This is a genomic window from Gardnerella sp. KA01000, from assembly GCF_049244035.1.
In the GTDB taxonomy this organism is placed as follows: domain Bacteria; phylum Actinomycetota; class Actinomycetes; order Actinomycetales; family Bifidobacteriaceae; genus Bifidobacterium; species Bifidobacterium leopoldii.
Map to the genome: position 1 here is coordinate 876,908 of NZ_CP058367.1, position 19,955 is coordinate 896,862.

General features: G+C 40.8%; 11 protein-coding genes and 1 tRNA gene. 4 read left to right on the forward strand and 8 right to left on the reverse strand.

Translation table 11 applies throughout. From position 1 onward, the window contains the following. Positions 1 to 193: 193 nt before the first annotated feature. Both HXT58_RS03265 and guaA read right to left on the reverse strand, forming a co-directional pair. Positions 194 to 1,582 (reverse strand): PTS ascorbate transporter subunit IIC, encoded by a 1,389-nt coding sequence (locus tag HXT58_RS03265; RefSeq protein WP_004106942.1) that lies wholly within the window; start codon positions 1,580 to 1,582, stop codon positions 194 to 196. Positions 1,583 to 2,104: 522 nt separating this feature from the next. Continuing rightward, entirely contained in the window at positions 2,105 to 3,667 is a 1,563-nt protein-coding gene (gene guaA, locus HXT58_RS03270) for a glutamine-hydrolyzing GMP synthase (protein WP_421775604.1), read from the reverse strand. Between the two features lie 401 nt (positions 3,668 to 4,068). On the opposite strand from guaA, the gene HXT58_RS03275 reads away from it, so the two are divergent. The 3 genes from HXT58_RS03275 (at position 4,069) to HXT58_RS03285 (ending at position 9,896) form a co-directional block, all read left to right on the forward strand. Beyond that, complete coding sequence (locus HXT58_RS03275; RefSeq protein WP_004111342.1) at positions 4,069 to 6,546, forward strand: phosphoketolase; 2,478 nt, start codon at positions 4,069 to 4,071, stop codon at positions 6,544 to 6,546. Between the two features lie 263 nt (positions 6,547 to 6,809). Beyond that, positions 6,810 to 8,516 carry a phosphate acetyltransferase gene (pta, locus tag HXT58_RS03280; RefSeq protein WP_415705906.1) on the forward strand — a complete coding sequence of 569 codons (1,707 nt, stop codon included), beginning with the start codon at positions 6,810 to 6,812 and terminating at the stop codon, positions 8,514 to 8,516. A 150-nt stretch (positions 8,517 to 8,666) separates the two neighbouring features. Continuing rightward, positions 8,667 to 9,896 (forward strand): acetate/propionate family kinase, encoded by a 1,230-nt coding sequence (locus tag HXT58_RS03285; RefSeq protein WP_174143377.1) that lies wholly within the window; start codon positions 8,667 to 8,669, stop codon positions 9,894 to 9,896. 77 nt (positions 9,897 to 9,973) lie between these two features. On the opposite strand, the gene aroA is transcribed toward HXT58_RS03285, so the two are convergent. Next, entirely contained in the window at positions 9,974 to 11,335 is a 1,362-nt protein-coding gene (aroA, locus tag HXT58_RS03290) for a 3-phosphoshikimate 1-carboxyvinyltransferase (RefSeq protein ID WP_415705904.1), read from the reverse strand. Between the two features lie 81 nt (positions 11,336 to 11,416). After that, positions 11,417 to 11,490: transfer RNA gene (locus HXT58_RS03295), tRNA-Pro, on the reverse strand. Between the two features lie 184 nt (positions 11,491 to 11,674). Between HXT58_RS03295 and HXT58_RS03300 the strand changes: the two genes are divergently transcribed. Beyond that, positions 11,675 to 12,778: a hypothetical protein gene (locus HXT58_RS03300; protein ID WP_004119320.1), complete on the forward strand. Its 1,104-nt coding sequence runs from the start codon at positions 11,675 to 11,677 to the stop codon at positions 12,776 to 12,778. 106 nt (positions 12,779 to 12,884) lie between these two features. Here HXT58_RS03300 and glgX read toward each other — a convergent pair whose 3' ends face one another. From glgX to HXT58_RS03320, 4 genes are all read right to left on the reverse strand, one after another. Further along, complete coding sequence (gene glgX, locus HXT58_RS03305) at positions 12,885 to 15,014, reverse strand: glycogen debranching protein GlgX (RefSeq protein ID WP_032835386.1); 2,130 nt, start codon at positions 15,012 to 15,014, stop codon at positions 12,885 to 12,887. Positions 15,015 to 15,095: 81 nt separating this feature from the next. Next, positions 15,096 to 15,980: a Nif3-like dinuclear metal center hexameric protein gene (locus HXT58_RS03310; RefSeq protein WP_004106979.1), complete on the reverse strand. Its 885-nt coding sequence runs from the start codon at positions 15,978 to 15,980 to the stop codon at positions 15,096 to 15,098. A 21-nt stretch (positions 15,981 to 16,001) separates the two neighbouring features. Then, a complete protein-coding gene (gene polA / locus HXT58_RS03315) occupies positions 16,002 to 19,079 on the reverse strand; it encodes a DNA polymerase I (protein WP_415705902.1) in 3,078 nt (1,025 codons plus the stop codon). A 78-nt stretch (positions 19,080 to 19,157) separates the two neighbouring features. After that, a complete protein-coding gene (locus tag HXT58_RS03320) occupies positions 19,158 to 19,946 on the reverse strand; it encodes an ANTAR domain-containing response regulator (RefSeq protein ID WP_004119309.1) in 789 nt (262 codons plus the stop codon). Positions 19,947 to 19,955 lie beyond the last annotated feature (9 nt).

Here is a 19,955-nt window from a genome sequence, read left to right on the forward strand (position 1 = left end):
TAAGCGCTAGCATGAAAAAGCCGCTGATACTAGTTTGTGTAAAACACAGCATAGTAACAACGGCTCATGCAAAACTAATAACTCTGTTATCCTATCAGCCCTAACATAAAATGTACAAACAAATAGGAAAATGAGTAAAAAGAATTTAATCTATGTCTACACAATTATTTAATTGTATTTTTATTTTCTTTACTTATTTTATTTCTTCAACTTTTTCAAAATTATTAGAATCGCGTTTATTCATCAATATCGAAACAGAATAGAACAATATTAGTGCAATAAGTATTACAGAAATTAGAACAGTACGACCACCGACAATATTTACGTGACCAAGTATTACACCAAATACGCCATAATCTGCATCAGAATATGTAGAATTTGCACTTCCTAAATTGCCAAGCACTGGCAAAAGGAACAACGGAAGGAAAGTAATGAAAAGGCCATTAATAAATGATGCAGTCAAGCAACCACGTATTCCACCTTGACCATTACCAAATACTCCTGCAGCACCACCAGCCATAAAATGCGCAACAATTCCAGGAATAATAATTGTCGTTCCCAAAATCGCCATAAACGTCATTCCAAGCAAGCCGCCAAAGAAACTAGCCAAGAAGCCAATAAGAACAGCATTAGGAGCAAAGCCAAAAGTCATTGGTGCATCTAAAGCAGGACGAGCATTTTTAACAAGCTTTTCCGATATTCCCTTAAAAGCTGGAACAATTTCGTCAAGAACAATCTGCACGCCTGCAAGAATAATATAAACACCTGCAGCAAAAGTTGCAGCCTTCAACATAACGAAAACAATGGAGTTTTGACCATTAGATAAATGTGTTTCAACATACGAAGATCCAGCAAAAAGTGCCACTACAATATAAATAACAGCCATAGAAAGCGTGATAAGAACTGTTGTATCACGCAAGAATCCCAATGCGGCTGGGAATTTAATATCCTCAGTTGACTTAGAAGGACGCTTTTTTGAAGCAGTAATTTTTGCAATTAACGCACCTAAAGCAACACCAGTACCAGCAGGATGTCCTAAAGCAACATCATCTTTGCCTGAAGCTTTTTTCATAAATGGTTGCACTAGTGCAGGAGAAATTGTCGTAAACAATCCTTGAGCAATTGAACCCCATAAAAGGACTTCCCACATGCTAAAACCAGCAACATTAAATATAACAGCAAGCATACTTGCCATATAGAAAGCTACGTGACCCGTTAAATAGATAAATTTAAAACGAGAAGTAATAGAAAGAATAATATTAACAATCATTCCAAAGAAGAAAATAAGCGCAGATTCAGAGCCATACTTCAATAAAACAGTTCCAATAATTGCTTCATTATTCGGCACTACGCCTTGCACATGAAATGCGTATTGAAACATTTTGCCAAATGGATTCAACGCTTCAGTAATAACTCCAGAACCAGCTGCTAAAACAAGAAAACCAACAAGAGTACGGATTGATCCTTGCAAAATATCCGAGAATTTCTTTCTTTGCACTGCAAGCCCAATAAAAGAAATAAGCGCAACTATAACAGATGGCTGTCTGAAAATATCGAGCAGTACTGACAAAATGCCGTCCACGTAACTCTCCTTACCATATTAATCGATATAGTTTGAGCGGCTTACGCAATTATTGGCGGCAAAAAAATATCTTACAAACTTCGCAAACGATACCGTAGGCGAAACTATTCGAAATACACGATTAGTTTCGTAGCACAGTAAAACTACACATACAAAATTCACGGTTCCGCAATGAAGCAAAGTAGTAAGAGCTACTACGAGCAGCAGTTTTTACACCCAGCCAACAACTACTGTTACAGCTCATACTGTTGTTTCATGTAAAATTCATTATATCGTTTAAACATTATAAACAATTAAAAACAACAGTATTTACTACTAAAATATTCATTAAATATCGATAAAATTCGAAAATTTACCTGTTTTTAGAAAATTCGACACACCAATATACAGAAAAAAGCACTCCATTTTCACGAAGTGCTTTATAAAAATCAGTAATTATTACAGTTTTTAATGAAAATAAACATATGTTTTACTGTATAAACATATGTTTATATTTCAGTCAATAATTCTCATCAAAAACTGTCACTCCCACTCAATCGTGGCAGGCGGCTTAGACGTTACATCAAGCACTACACGATTAATTTGACGGCATTCATTCGTGATTCGAGTAGAAATATTTGCCAACACATCGTAAGGCACACGAGACCAATCAGCTGTCATAGCATCTTCAGAGCTCACAGGACGCAAAACAATTGGAGAACCATATGTACGCTCATCACCTTGAACACCAACAGAATGAACATCAGCAAGCAAAACGACTGGGCATTGCCAAATGTCGCGATCCAATCCAGCTTTAGAAAGCTCTTCGCGCGCAATAGCATCTGCTTCACGAAGAACAGCTAAGCGTTCGCGTGTAATCTCGCCCACGATACGAATACCTAAACCAGGTCCTGGGAATGGCTGACGCCAAACAATTTCATCTGGAAGTCCAAGCTCAGTTCCAATAGCACGAACTTCATCCTTAAACAAAGTACGCAACGGTTCAATAAGCTTAAACTTCAAATCTTTTGGCAAACCTCCAACATTGTGATGAGATTTGATGTTTGCAGCACCATCACCGCCACCGGATTCAACTACATCCGGGTAAAGCGTGCCTTGCACAAGGAACTTAACTTCTGCTCCAGATTTTCCAGCTTCTTCGATAACTTGACGCTGAGCTTTTTCAAAAGTGCGTATAAACTTTTCGCCAATAATCTTGCGCTTGCGCTCCGGCTCACTCACGCCTTTAAGTGCGTTCAAAAAGTCATCTTCTGCATCAACTGCAATAAGTTTAATGCCTGTTGCTTCAACAAAATCATGCTTAACCTGCTCAACTTCGCCTTTACGAAGCAAACCGTGGTCAACAAAAACGCAAGTAAGCTGATTGCCAATTGCTTTATGTACCAATGCTGCAGCAACAGCAGAATCTACGCCGCCAGAAAGACCACAAATAACTTGCGCGTCGCCAACTTCTTCACGAATCTTAGCAACTTGATCCTCAATAATATTAGAAGGATTCCAATTATTATCTAGTCCTGCACACTTATGTAAGAATGTAGATATAAGTTCCTGACCCAATGGAGTGTGTTTAACTTCTGGATGCCATTGCACACCGTAGAGTTTGCGACTTTCGTCTTGCATTGCTGCAACTGGAGCACCTTCTGTGTGAGCCAAAACCGTAAAACCTTCTGGAGCACGCTTAACAGCAACACCGTGACTCATCCAAGTATTCTGCGCAGATGGGGATCCGGAAAGTAAACCTTCAGAATCATCAATAGTTGCAGCAGTCTTGCCATACTCACCAAGTGCAGCTTTATCGACATCGCCACCAAGCTCATGAGCCATTACCTGGAAGCCATAGCAAATACCAAAAACCGGTACACCTGCTTCAAAAATCTTTGGATCAATGTCAGGAGCACCTGGTTCATAAACAGAAGCAGGACCGCCTGAAAGAATAATAGCTTGAGGATCCTTAGCAAGCATTTCGTCAACTGGCATAGAGTGAGGAACAAGTTCTGAATACACATTTGCTTCGCGCACTCGACGAGCAATAAGCTGAGCATATTGAGCGCCAAAATCAACGACAAGCACTGGTCCTTTTGCCATGATTCTCCTTATATATAAGTTCTAACACGATTCAACTTATAATAGTGAAACTTTGCGACGTTACGTAATTACAAAACGCCGAAAATTAAACACAAAAGTTACACGTACAGTCTAACACTGCAAATAACGTTGGTAGATTTTTGTGCGAAACGCTTAACTATAAAGTATAAAATGAACATTAAATATAACATAATCTATACAAATGGCTCATTTTTTACGCACATAATCACACATTTTTTCAACACAAATGCACGAAGAAGTAACCAAACGAACAAAAGTCAGACGCTGGCACTATACTGAAACGGATGGAAAAAGAGCTGTAATACATTTGTTTTCCAGTCTCTATAACCAAATGGTAATGATCAAATTGCACTGAAAAGTGCTTGAGTACAGGAGTACACATGACGAGTCCTGTTATTGGCACACCTTGGAAGAAGCTAAACGCTCCAGTTTCCGAGGCAGCTATCGAAGGCGTAGACAAGTACTGGCGCGTTGCCAACTATCTTGCAATCGGCCAAATTTATCTTCGCAGCAACCCTCTAATGAAGGAGCCGTTCACTCGCGAAGACGTTAAGCATCGTCTGGTGGGCCACTGGGGCACCACTCCAGGTCTTAACTTCCTTATCGGCCACATTAATCGTTTTATCGCTGATCACCAGCAGAACACCGTGATTATCATGGGTCCAGGCCACGGCGGCCCAGCTGGTACTGCTCAGTCTTACCTCGACGGTACTTACACTGAGTACTATCCAAAGATTACTAAGGACGAAGCTGGTTTGCAGAAGTTCTTCCGTCAGTTCTCTTACCCAGGCGGTATTCCTTCTCACTTCGCTCCTGAAACCCCAGGTTCCATCCACGAAGGTGGCGAGCTTGGTTACGCACTTTCTCACGCTTACGGCGCTGTTATGAACAACCCAAGCTTGTTCGTTCCAGCAATCGTTGGCGATGGTGAAGCTGAGACCGGTCCTTTGGCTACCGGTTGGCAGTCCAACAAGCTTGTGAACCCACGTACCGATGGTATCGTGCTTCCAATCTTGCACTTGAACGGCTATAAGATTGCTAACCCAACAATTCTTTCCCGTATTTCCGATGAGGAGCTTCATGAGTTCTTCCACGGCATGGGTTATGAACCATACGAGTTCGTTGCTGGCTTCGACGATGAGGATCATATGTCCATCCACCGTCGCTTTGCTGACATGTTCGAAACTATCTTCGATGAAATTTGCGATATTAAGGCTGAGGCTCAGACTAACGATGTAACTCGTCCTTACTACCCAATGATTATCTTCCGCACTCCAAAGGGTTGGACCTGCCCGAAGTTCATCGATGGCAAGAAGACCGAAGGTTCTTGGCGTGCACACCAGGTGCCACTGGCATCTGCTCGCGATACCGAAGCTCACTTCGAGGTTTTGAAGAACTGGATGAAGTCCTACAAGCCTGAAGAGCTCTTCGATGAAAAGGGCGCTGTGAAGGAAGACGTTCTTTCCTTCATGCCAAAGGGCGAACTCCGCATTGGTGAAAATCCAAACGCCAACGGTGGTCGCATTCGTGAAGACTTGAAGCTTCCAAAGCTTGAAGATTACGAAGTCAAGGAAGTTAAGGAATTCGGTCACGGCTGGGGCCAGCTCGAAGCTACCCGTCGTCTTGGTGTTTACACTCGTGACATCATCAAGAACAACCCAGATTCCTTCCGTATCTTCGGACCAGATGAGACTGCTTCCAACCGTTTGCAGGCTGCTTACGAAGTAACCAACAAGCAGTGGGATGCTGGCTATCTCTCCGGCTTAGTCGATGAGCACATGGCTGTTACCGGTCAGGTCACCGAGCAGCTTTCCGAGCATCAGATGGAAGGCTTCCTCGAAGGTTACTTGCTCACCGGTCGTCACGGCATCTGGAGCTCCTACGAGTCCTTCGTACACGTTATCGACTCCATGTTGAACCAGCACGCAAAGTGGCTTGAGGCTACCGTTCGTGAGATCCCATGGCGTAAGCCAATCTCCTCTGTGAACTTGTTGGTGTCCTCTCACGTATGGCGTCAGGATCACAACGGCTTCTCGCACCAGGATCCAGGCGTAACCTCCGTGCTCTTGAACAAGACCTTCAACAACGATCACGTAATCGGCATTTACTTCCCAGTAGATTCCAACATGTTGCTTGCTGTTGCTGAAAAGGCTTACAAGTCCACCAACATGATTAACGCTATCTTCGCTGGTAAGCAGCCAGCTGCTACTTGGTTGACTCTCGACGAAGCTCGCGAAGAGCTCGAGAAGGGTGCTGCTGAGTGGAAGTGGGCTTCCAACGCTAAGAACAATGACGAAGTTCAGGTTGTTCTCGCTGGTGTTGGCGATGTTCCACAGCAGGAATTGATGGCAGCTGCCGACAAGTTGAACAAGCTTGGCGTTAAGTTCAAGGTTGTTAACGTTGTTGACTTGCTCAAGTTGCAGTCCGCTAAGGAAAATAACGAAGCTTTGACTGACGAAGAGTTCACTGAACTCTTCACTGCTGACAAGCCAGTCCTCTTCGCTTACCACTCCTACGCACATGACGTTCGCGGCTTGATTTATGATCGTCCAAACCACGATAACTTCAACGTTCATGGCTACAAGGAGCAGGGCTCCACCACAACGCCATACGATATGGTTCGTGTGAACGACATGGATCGTTACGAGCTTACCGCTGAAGCATTGCGCATGGTTGACGCCGCTAAGTATGCCGACGAAATCAAGAAGCTCGAGGACTTCCGCCTCGAAGCCTTCCAGTATGCAGTCGACAAGGGTCTTGATCACCCAGACTACACCGATTGGGTATGGCCAGGCGTTAAGACCGATAAGCCAGGCGCTGTCACCGCTACCGCTGCAACCGCAGGCGATAACGAGTAGTTTTAAGCTGATAAAGCTAAAATTGGTTAGCTAAAACATTTCGGGAGTCAATCGAAAGATTGGCTCCCGTTTTGTGTATTAAAACAAACAATGCAATAAAACTAGTTATATGCAAAATAAATTACATTTATAATTACTATTTTGTGCGTGTACAACATAGATAAGCCGTACAATAGAAAAAGTTTGTTTATATTGCAAAATGCAAAACTTACATTAACAATATAAACCTAGCAGTAACACGAAGTATCAAAGGAGAACGCATCGTGTCGCATATTAATGTAACAATTATCGGCAACGAAGATATGTACGGCAGAAATGCTGTTGCATTCGGAATAACACATATTCTGTCTAATAACTACAGCACTACTGTTTTTCGTCCATGCGCTCAACCAAATGACACTTTTACTAAACAACTTTTGGGTATCACAAATACTTCAGCGAAATTAGAGCAAGTTATTGCAACAACTCCAGAAATAGTTAGAACAAATAAAGACACAGTGCGAGGAGATATCGTTGCGCGCTATAACGGATTGTTGCAATCCACCTCTGCTCAAGCTTCTATTATTGTTTCTAGTGACGCAAACCCAGCATATGATCCAGAACTGTTTTCTTTCGACGCAACTGTTGCAGCTGACTTGGCATCACCTGTTTTTCTCACAGTTTCAGCTCAAGGCAGAAACTCACAACAAATTTTACAAACTATAGATTCTGCAAATGCTTGCGTTCTTAAATCATGCACACAAGTTTTAGGAGTATTTGTTACAAACTGCGATCCAGAACTTGGAGCTGAGTTAATGCGTGACTATAGCTCTAGGAATTATGCAAACTCAAACGACGAAGCATCCCGAGTAAGCCAAACTCCATTATGGGTTTTGCCACCAATAGATGAAGAAACTAAAAATTCTTCATTAGAAACATTCGTAAATTGCGTTCGAGAAAATGATGTTCTTAATGCTCTCCACCAACCATTTAAAGTTCCAACTACACCTTATGCTTTCCAATACAGTTTATTAGGGAAAGCAAAAGAAAATAAGAAAACTATAGTTCTTCCGGAAGGAGAAGAAGATCGTATTCTTAAAGCAGCAAACTATTTGCTAGAACGTGATATTGTAAATCTAATTATCATTGGAGAACGCGAATCTATTCTTGCTCGAGCAGAAGAACTAAATCTCAATTCTCTTTGCAAAGCTAGTTTCCAATCTATGCACGATGAAGCAATGCTAAGCCATATGATTACAAAACTTTGCGAATTAAGAGCAAAGAAAGGAATGACAGAAAAGCAAGCGCGTGAACAATTAACAGATGCAAGCTACTTCGGCACCATGCTAGTAGTACTAGGTCAAGCAGACGGTCTTGTTTCTGGTTCAGTTAATTCAACCGCTAACACTGTACGTCCTGCTCTTCAAGTTATCAAAACTAAGCCTGGTTCTAAGCTGGTTTCTGGAGCATTCCTTATGTGCTTCAAAGATCACGTATCTGTATTTGCAGATTGTGCAATCAACCCAAATCCTAGTGCAGAACAGCTTGCTGATATTGCTATTCAGTCTGCACACACTGCTGAGACTTTCGGACTCAACCCTAAAGTTGGAATGCTATCCTATTCAACGCTTGGTTCAGGAAAAGGGCCAGATGTTGATACTGTAGAGGAAGCAACACGCATTGCGAAAGAAAAAGCACCTGATTTAGCAATTGTTGGATCTATACAGTTTGATGCAGCATGGTCTCCTACAGTTGCTGCAGCAAAAGCAAAAAATAATAGTATTGCTGGTCATGTGAATGTATTTGTATTCCCTGATTTATGCGCAGGAAATATCGCTTATAAAGCCGTGCAACGCTCTAGCGGAGCACTGGCTGTTGGTCCAATTTTGCAAGGATTAAATAAGCCTGTAAATGATTTGTCTAGAGGAGCTTTAGTACAAGATATTATTAATACCGTTGCTTTAACCGCGTTAGAAGCACAATCAGAATAAACATAATAAAGCTCCTAAAACAGCATCACAGTGCGTACGTAACCTTGAGGTATTGCATTGCACTCAATATCTTTAAGTTTGTAGGAACTTAACGCTAAACTAGAGCGTGGCAATTTATAAGCCTTATCAATACTTATGGAGGATGCCCACATGGCAAAAACCGTTCTTGTTATCAATTCTGGTTCCAGTTCGATTAAGTATCAACTCGTTGACTTGGAAAGCGGTGAAGGCATCGCTTCCGGCATCGTTGAGAAGATTGGCGAGCCAGTTGACGGCCACTACAAGCACGTATTCAATGGCGAAAAGCATGAGTTCGATGAGCCAGTTCACGATCACGAGCAGGGCTTGAAACGCGTACTTGGATTCTTCGAAGAATATGGTCCAAAGCTTTCAGAATCTGGCATTGTTGCTGTCGGTCACCGCGTTGTTCAGGGTGGCTTAACATTCCCTAAGCCTGCATTAGTCAATGAAAAGACAATCAATAAGGTTAAGGATTTGGCAGTTTTGGCTCCACTTCACAACGGTCCAGAAGCTGTTGGCGCTGAAGTCATGACTGAACTTTTGCCAGATGTTCCACAAATTATGGTATTCGATTCTTCATTCTTCCATGATTTGCCACAGGTTGCAGCAACTTATGCTTTGAACAAGGAAATCGCAGATCGCTATCATATTCGTCGTTATGGTGCTCACGGCACTTCTCACGAATACATTGGCTCTGTTGTTCCAAGCGTTGTCGGTAAGCCTGCAGAAGGTTTGAAGCAGATTGTTTTGCACATTGGTAACGGTGCTTCTGCTTCTGCTCAGATTTCTGGAAAACCAGTCGAAACTTCTATGGGCTTAACCCCACTCGAAGGCTTGATGATGGGCGGTCGCACTGGCGATATTGACCCAGCTGTAGTATTCCACCTTATTCGCAACGCTCACATGAACGTGGACGAACTTGACACTCTCTTCAACAAGCGTTCAGGCATGATGGGTATGACTGGTCATGGCGATTTGCGTGATATTCACAAGCTCATCGCAGAAGGCGATGAAAACGCTAAGCTCGCTCTCGGCGTATACGTGCACCGCATTGTTGGTTATATTGGCAACTATACTGCTCAAATGGGCGGCGTTGATGTCATTACCTTCACAGCTGGTGTCGGCGAAAACGACGAAATTGTGCGCGCTCGCGTATGCGAAAAGCTTGAGCCATTCGGCGTTAAGCTTGATAAGGAAAAGAATTTGGTTCGTTCTAAGGAGCCACGCGTTATTTCCACTCCAGACAGCTCTGTGATTATTGCTGTGATTCCAACGAACGAAGAGTTGGCTATTGCGCGCAAGGCTGCAACCATTGCTGAAGCTGGTGAAGATAGCTACGGCAACAAGTTTGAGCACTAAATTGTTTGCGCTTAACGGCGTAGAACAAAATAAATAAATATGAATAATCCCGGGTCAAAAAGGCTCGGGATTATTTATTATTCAAGCATTCTATGCCACATTCCTGGAAAATCAGGAATCGTTTTGCGAGTAGTAGAAATATTTTTGATTCTTATATTTTCTATGCGTAATCCAAGCATTGCAGCAAAAGTTGCCATTCTGTGATCCGCATAAGTTTCCATTACTTCCCCATGCATATGATTACTTGGCTCAATACGAATGCCATCTTCGAGCTCTTTAGCACCAATCCCAACTCGATTCAATTCATTAACTAAAGCTTGCAAACGATTCGTTTCATGCCCTCTCAAATGCGCGATACCATGAAGTTCACTTGGACCGTCCGCAAAAGCAAGAATAGCTGCAATACTAGGAGCAATCTCCCCTGCTGCACTCAAATCAAGATACGGAATTGCTTTAATCGAACCATCGCTTTCCACATGCATTATTCCAGCGTCATCGCTTGTTTTTTCAAAACTAACTTTTACGCACATTTTCTCTAATATTCCAGGAAGCAATCCTCCAGGTTGAGTTGAAGAAAACGGCCAATTAGGTATACTGACACTTCCTCCAGCAATCAATGATGCTCCTAAAAATGGCGCAGCATTAGAAAGATCAGGCTCTATAGTAACAGTATCAGATAAAGCTATTTTGCTCTCTTTAACATGCCACATTGCGTTGCTAGTCATATTTACAACCCCACCCGCTTTGCAAATATCGTCCATAGTCATGCGAATATGCGGCATACTTGGTAATGTATCACCAATATGTTTAAGCTCTAATCCACCAGGAATACGTGAACCAATCAGAAGCAGCGCAGAAATAAATTGTGATGATGAAGAAGAATCAATTTGCACAATTTTTTCAGAAAAATCATTTATTCTAGATTCAATCGCAGGCGGCGTAATAGTAAAAGGTAAGAAACCCTCTTCTTCGTGATATTTTACGCGAGCACCAAGCTGCTCTAAACCGTCAAGAACTGGCTTCATAGGACGCGCATAAGCTTGCTTATCGCCATCAAATCGCACAGCTTTATTTGCAAATAAAGTTAAAGCTGCAACGAAACGCATTACAGTTCCAGCTAAACCACAATACACTTCAGCATTATCTGGAATCCTAAAAACTCCGTCTTCTGGAGGAATTACACGAAGCTTAGTTCCATCTTCATTTAATGACTCACATCTAACGCCAAATGTAGATAAAGCGCTAATCATAAGCTCCGTGTCGCGCGAGCGCAATAATCCTTGTAAAACTACTGGTTTTGTGCCCAAAGCTGCCAAAATTAAATAACGATTCGACAAAGATTTACTTCCAGGAACCTCAATATAAGCTTTTAATTGATGATTAGCATACGGCGCTTTCCAAAAAGTAGTGCAATCTGCAATATCGTTAATACCACTCATACTATGAATACTATCGATTGACATGTACTGTTAAATAAGAATAAAAAGCAAAAATACGCATATTTCATTAGATATAAAAAGTCGGGGTGACAGGATTCGAACCTGCGACATCCTGCTCCCAAAGCAGGCGCGCTACCAAACTGCGCTACACCCCGAGGCTTTTGAACTGATTACCAGTTCCAAGCACAATCAATTACAATAGCGCACTTTGCAGACAAATGCAAATTACGACACACGTATTATGAAAATTTTTTCTTCATTACAAAATTCGACTAACAAAACTCATTACTAGCCACCAAACGATACAATAGAATTAGTTTAAAGAAAAAGGGGCTAAGTATGGGACGCTTCCAGCGAACAGAGGCAATGGGGTTAATATCATTCATAGTTTGTGCAGCTTGTGGAATGATTATTATGAGAATGTATATGGCAACAATGCCAGCATTTTGGCAAATTAGCCAGCGATTATTCCTTACAGCTTCAACTATTGTGTCTTTGTGCAGCGTAGGCGCTTTTATTGTTGGATACTTGCGTACAAATAAAAAAGTTATCAGCCATCACTTAATTCGAGTAGCTAAGCACGCGTTTGAAATAACAGCGCTTTCTACGATTTACGGCGCAACGATGTTTCTTATGTCTTTTGCTTTGCTATCTATTATTAATAGCATTATTGGCAGAGCGGCAATGAACAGCTATTTACCAGTATTATGCTCAGCTTTATCTGGAATAGTTGGATACGCAACTCTTATTCAAGCTGAACTTCTTGAAGCTAAAACTGTGGCTTCCCTCCTGCCATTATTCGTTATTTCTGGAGCTGCAACTGCAGGTCTTACGACAGATGATCCGTACTGGTATAACAATAATTTCTCTCAACTTGGAGACCGCACAACATTTGCAGCCAGTATGTTTAATGCAACACTTGTTTTGTCAGGAATTTGCATTATCATAACGAGCTACTTTGCTATTACTGAATTCGTTGCAACACAGCATGAAATGCTACAACACAATAACCAAAAACTGATTAAACACTTCAAGATGCGCACAACTGTTATGGCAGCTTTGCTGATTCTTGGAGGAATATCGTTTATTGGAATAGGAACTTTTAGATACACGCCACATCCTTTCTTACATGATTTATGTGCTCGAGGAGTGACAGGATTAATTTGCACAATGCTTGTTTGCCTTCCATGGCTTGCTCCTAGGCTTTCTCGCACATTCTATATTGCTTCCGATTTAGCGGTTATTCTTACTGCGTGGGCAGGAAATCAGTGGGTACATGGAAATAATACTCTTACAAATGTTGAAGCATTATCATGTCTGCTATTTCTTGGATGGATTATTGTATTTTCACGACAAGTTGCGGCTATGCAAAGCGATCGTCTTCAATCAAAAATAAATCAAGCTTTAATATTAAATAGAAGCTCAAAAGCACAAATAGAATAAGAACAAAAGATAAATTAAACTAACAAAAGCAGCGTAGAAACTTAAATTTCTGCGCTGCTTTTAGTTTTTACAAGTCACGAACTTCTTTACGAATAAAGCATAATACTCAACATTCTGGCTTATGCTCGCTCATAAGAAGCAAGAAACTACGAGATTGTGCGACAATATTAAATCCTGCTTCATATAACAATTCCGGACCCTTTGGATTATATGTGTCCACAATCAACTTCCACTTCTCACCATAACGTTTATCTGGCAAAGTAAAAGTAATAGGTTCATAATGCGCATTAAAAATAAGAATAAAGTCATTATCAACCATTCTCGTTCCATACCAGTCAGTTTCTGGAATATCCGAACCATTCAAATAAATCATCACAGATAAAGCATGAGTATTTGACCAGTCCTCCATATCCATAACAGTACCGTTATGGTCAAGCCATTCAACTTGTGGAATATCGCTTACATCATCTCCAGCAGAACGACCCGTAAAGAAACGACGACGATGCAACACAGGGTGCTTCAAACGCAGGTGAATAAGCTTAGAAACGAAATCGAACATATCTCGCTGAGTTTCGTTATAATCCCAGCTTATCCACGAAATAGCATTATCTTGGCAATAAGCATTGTTATTACCATTCTGCGTGCGCATGACTTCATCACCAGCGCATATCATAGGAATGCCCTGGCTCATCAAAAGAGTTGAGAACAAATTACGTATTTGACGTTCACGCAATTCGTTAACATCGTGAATATTAGTAGGTCCTTCAACACCGCAATTCCACGAACGATTGTCGTTCGCACCATCGCAATTGCCTTCTTTATTAGCTTCATTATGCTTTTCGTTATAGCTAACTAAATCGTTCATAGTGAAGCCATCGTGAGCTGTAATAAAGTTCACGGAAGCTACAGGCTTTCGTCCATTTTGCTCATACAAATCTGAGCTACCCATAAGCCTGCTAGCAAATTCAGGTAATGTAGATGGTTGTGAGCGCCAAAAGTCGCGAACACAATCGCGATATCTTCCATTCCACTCAGACCAACTTGGAGGGAATCCACCAACCTGATATCCACCAACACCAATATCCCAAGGTTCAGCAATAAGCTTCACACTTGAAATAATGGGATCCTGCTCAATAATGTCAAAGAATGCAGAAAGTTTATCTACTTCTTGGAACTGACGAGCAAGAGTTGCTGCTAAATCGAAACGGAAGCCATCGACATGCATTTCAGTTACCCAATAACGCAAACTATCTGTGATTAACCGCAACGCTTTTGGAGAACGCATAAGTAAGGAATTACCAGTACCAGTAGTGTCAAAATAATGACGCTGATCATTATCTACAAGACGATAATATGCACGATTATCAATACCACGGAAACTCAAAGTAGGACCACGGTCATTGCCCTCAGCAGTGTGATTGTAGACAACGTCTAGAATCACTTCCATGCCTGCAGCATGATACGCCTTAACCATTGACTTAAATTCGTTAACTTGCTCTCCGCGCTGACCAGAGCTGGAATAAGAATTTTGAGGAGCGAAGAAACCAATAGTGTTGTATCCCCAGTAGTTACTTAATCCTTTATTTTGCAAGAAAGAATCGTTTACAAACTGATGGATAGGCATCAATTCTATTGCAGTAACACCAAGCTTCCTTAAATAAGAAATAACGCTTGGATGTGCAAGTCCAGCATAAGTGCCTCTAATATCTGGAGGAACACGTTTATCAAGATTAGTCATTCCACGAACATGAGCTTCGTAAATAACAGAATCATGATACGGAATCATAGGGTGCTGATCATTACCCCAATCAAAATACGGGTTAATAACTGCAGCCTTCATCGTATGATCCGCAGAATCCAAAGTATTCATTGCTGAAATATCATCTGGATTATCAAACCAATACGAGAAAAGACTCTCATCACCGTCTATATTTCCTTCAATCGCCTTGGCATATGGGTCAAGCAACAACTTATGAGGATTGCACCATAAACCATGAGAAGGATCATAGGGTCCGTGAACACGATAACCATAACGCTGACCAGGCTGTATGCCTGAAACATAGTTATGCCACACGTATGAGTTCTGCTCAGTCATATCAATACGTGTTTCATTATCATGCTCATCAAATAAACATAATTCAACGCGCTTTGCAACTTCGGAAAACAGCGCAAAATTCACGCCAGCGCCATCATAGTTTGCGCCAAGCGGATACATGGAACCTGGTCGTATATGCATAATATAAGTATCTCATATATTCGAGTAGTTTTCACGTCATGTTGACGTTATTTAAAAAAGCTTGAATTTTAAATGAAAGCCTCAATTAATAACGTAATTCCATGGATCGCAAGCTTCACCTAACCAAGCAACTTCTGGACGCTCTCCATACATTTCTTCTATGCAGTCAGCAATATCATTAATCGCATAAGTAAACCACAATGACTCAATAGCACTATGAGAAGTGTTAATAATCATAGGATATGTGTGTTGAATGTAATCTTCACCAGAAGAAAGACGCAGTTTCGATTCATATTTAGCTCGCTCAATTGCGTCAAGTGCAGGATGATGACGCAAATCGCTTGTAACATATACGTCAACTTTTTCCTTGCGAACTTCATCTAACAAGCTTTCCCCAGAACCAGGCAAAACAGCTACTGTACTAACTTTCGCATCAAGATTTCCAGCAACTTGAACACCAACTTTTGTATGAGGAAGAACGTTAAAAACATTTTGCGCAAAATCACGCAATGATATTGGCACATCCAAAACACCAATTCTGCCTAAGCCAATGTTACGTCCAGCAGAATCGATCTGTTTAGAAACAACAATTGGACGCAAATTATGAAGACCAAAATACTCTGCCGCAGCATGAGCAACTCCACGCCACGCGACATCCGCATTAGTGTGACCAACCCATAGCGCACAATTATTACTAATTAAACGCTGTACAATTTCACCACGAACAGTTTCGTTTGAAACTCCATGCACAGCTTTGAAAAATAGCGGATGATGAGTCACTAATAGGTTGGCACCCATTGATAACGCTCGATCAACTGCGCTAATCGTAGGATCACTGACACATACGATTCGCTGAATTTGGGAATTCAAGTCTCCAACAATAAGACCAGGCTCATCCCACTCTTCAGCAAAGCTTAATGGGTACAATGTTTCTATAGCTTCAATTACTTTGCTTAATCTAATCATTTCTTCTACCTTTAAGTAGTGTTAATGCGCTGCTAGTTGCCAATCTACACCAACTCCAGTAGAAACATTAAGAGGAACATCTAAATGCACAGCATTTTCCATAGCTTTACGCACAATATTTTCTACCTGCTCTTGCTCACCATGTGAAATTTCTAAAATCAATTCATCATGTATTTGCAATATTACTCGGCTACGAACTTTTGCTTCACGCAATCCCAAATCAACACGAAGCATAGCAAGTTTCATAATATCTGCGGCAGTACCTTGTATTGGAGCGTTAAGAGCTCCGCGCTCAGCAGCTTCACGAGATGCACGATTATTGGAAGAAAGCTGCGGGAAGTACCTACGTCGACCAAACATAGTTTCTGTATATCCAAGTTCTTTTGCCTTTGACACAAGAGATTCCAGATAGTCATGAACATTGCCAAAAGTATCAAAATACTTATTCTTCAACATTTCAGCTTCAGCCGGACTAATAGAAAGCTGTTTGGCTAGTCCATAAGTACTCAATCCATATGCTAATCCATAGCTCATAGCTTTTACATGAGAACGTTGATCCGGCGTTACTTGTTCAACAGGAATCTTATAAACTAAGCTCGCAACATATTTATGAAAATCTGCGCCGGAACGGAATGCTTCAATAAGAGTTTTATCATGAGATGCATGAGCCATAATACGAAGCTCAACTTGTGAATAATCACAACTCATTAAATATTCAAATTCTTCTCCTGGAATAAAAGCAGCACGAATTTCACGACCAGCAGCATTCCTATTAGGAATATTCTGGAGATTAGGATCAGCAGAACTTAAACGACCAGTTGCCGCAATAGTCTGCTCAAAAGTTGTATGGATGCGCCTATCATCATAATGAGCCGCATCAATTAAACTTTGCACAATCTGCTTCAATTTATTAGTTTCGCGATGTTTAAGTAAGGCGCCCAAGAATTGACTTGCAGGCTCTTCGGGATCGAGTTTAACGTACATAGCTTGCAAAGCTTCGGCATTAGTCGTGTACGAGCCATTCTTTGTGCGACGAGTAGGTTTAAGACCAAAATGCTCAAAAAGTATTTGCTGCAACTGCTTAGGACTTTGTAAATTAACAGAACTACCTGCAACTTTCCAAGCCATATTTTGCGCGAACTCAGCATCTGCAGAAAATTGCTTAAGCATACCACTTAAACGTTGCATATCAACTGCAGCACCGAGGTCTTCCATGCCACGCAAAACTCGCGAAATAGGCATTTCCAAATCAGTCATCAAACCAGTTTGTTTTCTATCATCAAGTGTTGAAGCAAAATGAAGAGCCAAAAGACGAATAAGAAGCGCAGTTCTTAAGAATTTAGCTTCACGCGCTTGAGTTTGCTTTTCATTATTTTCTTCTTCACTGGCTGGCGTTTCATCGTCAATAAGAAGATCGAGCTCACCCTGCTTAGCTTCATTTTCACCCAAATTATCTTCATCTGACTGAATATCTAAATAATGTTCAGCCATATTTTCTAAAGTTTCAGCTCGAAAATCAGGCTCCAATAAATATGATGCCAATCGAGTATCAAGAAGTGGAGTGCCAAATGAATTATTCGAATCGAATAATTTTAGCGATTTTAGCAATCCCAAATGCTTTTTATAATCATGCAATACTGTTATTGAAGAATTTTTTTGCAAGAACTTTCGCAACATCTCGAGCAAAGCTCGATCTGCCGATTGCAAATCAGACGCGTACAATAACACAGCTTTATGAGCAACAAGAATTATTAAAGAATCTGCAGTCAACTCAAAATGATGTTTTGAATTCTTCTTGCACTCATGAGCGTATATTACAACTTCTTGATTTTTCAGTATAGGTTCGGCACATTTACGAGAATTATTTATAATTTTTTCGGAACTTAATTCTTCAAAATTCTCTTCTTCGGAACTTAGTTGGTCGAAAGTATCTTCAGTATTTTTTGAATCTTTCTTTATTTCTGTATAAAGTAAAGAAGAAACGGAATTCTCCCAATTAATAAAGTCTTCTACAGTTTTAACATGATGCAAGTCAATGCTTGCTAGCATTTCTTGAAAATTTTCTGCGTCAATATTTGATTGATCACCTTGAACTAGCTCATCGTTATTAGCATTACCTTCATACGTAGACGAAAACATTATACGCATATTATTTTCAATAGATTGTTGCGTACCGTTGCTAAAAGTTTTGAGAATCTTTCTCTTTTTTAATTCGCCAAATTCAAGTTGAGACAGCAAGATTCCTAATTTTGCAGCATCAACATCACCAAAGCACAAATCATCTACAGTTACGCCTAAATCCAAATCGCAAACTAAAGCATTAACTTTACGGTTTAAACGAACTTGATCAACATTTTCTCTTAAAGCTTCTCCCTTTTTACCGCTAATCTCATTCGAATGTTCAATAATATTTTCTAGGCTGCCGAATTGATTAATCCATTTAGCAGCGTACCCATCTCCAACACCTGGAACTCCTGGGATATTATCTGCAGTTTCTCCTCTTAACGCTGCTAGATCAGGATATTGCTTAGGCGTAACATGATATTTTTCAAAAACAGCATCCTTATCCATTTCTTTTAAATCTTTAAAATGCTGTCCTGGATACAAAACAGTAATATTGTCATCTATAAGTTGGAATGCATCACGATCGCCAGAAAGTACCAAAGTTCTATAACCGGCATTCGCTCCCATTGTTGCAAGGGTGCCGATAACATCATCACCTTCATAACCTGGTTTCTCAATATAAGTGATACCAAGAGCTTTAAGCATCTGTTGAATAATAGGAAGCTGCGAAAGAAGCTCCTGCGGAGCAGCATCACGAGTACCTTTATATTGAGGAAGCATAGTATTTCTAAAAGTTCCACCTTTAACGTCAAAAGCAATAGCTAAGCGGTCAGGCTTCTCTTTTTTTACAACCTGCGAAAGCATAGTAATAAATCCCCAAATGGAATTTGTTGCTTGCCCAGAGCGAGTAGAAAAATTATCTGCAGATATTGCAAAAAAAGCACGGAACGCAAGAGAATGGCCATCGACAACCAACAACGTTCCTTTCTCATTCTTAAGTTCCGAAGAATGTTCTTCAACGATGTCGGTATTCACTGTTGACTACTCACCCACGTTCCGTAATTACTAATAAATAACTATGCAGTTATATAAAAATGAATAAATATAACCCTACTAATTTTCAGATGAAGATTCTGCTTTATCATCGCTATACTTTGCAATAATAGCCATTGCAAGACGCTTCTTAGGGATACGCTGATCCATAGAAGTTTTTTGAATCCAGCGGAAAGCACCCTGTTCAGAGAATCCAGCCTTATCCATAAGAAGACCTTTAGCACGATCTACAAGCTTACGTTCTTCTAAAGTATCTTCAGCTTTCTTCAACTTTTCTTCTGTTTTCTTCAACTGATCTTCAGCATCGTGTAACTTGTTTTCTGCACGTTCAACACTATCTAATAAATCGTTGATTTCACTAAAGCGACCCATAGCAACTTCCAAAGCAGGAAGAAGTTTAGATTCTTCATACGGTTTAGTAACGTACGCCATCGCTCCAGCACCAGTTGCTTGTTTTACTAAATCTGACTGTGAAAAAGCAGTGAGCATTACTACAGGAGCAATATTCTCATCACAGATTGTTGCAGCGGCGGTAATGCCATCCATAACAGGCATCTTAACATCCATGCATACAACATCTGGATGATTTTCACGCGTCAACTCAATAGCTTCTTGACCGTTAGCAGCCTGACCTACAACTTGATATCCGTTATCTTCAAGCATTGCCACTAAATCCATACGATTAACTGATTCATCTTCTGCAACTACCACAGTACGAATATGATTGTTTTTCTTTTCTTTAGATTCTCGCTGAGCAGCTTCATCATCTGCAGCTTTGCGCAGCTCATCATCAGTAAGTACCTCAGGCATCGCTGGCTCTGTCCCTTCATTTTCATCCATACCTGGCATATTCAAAAC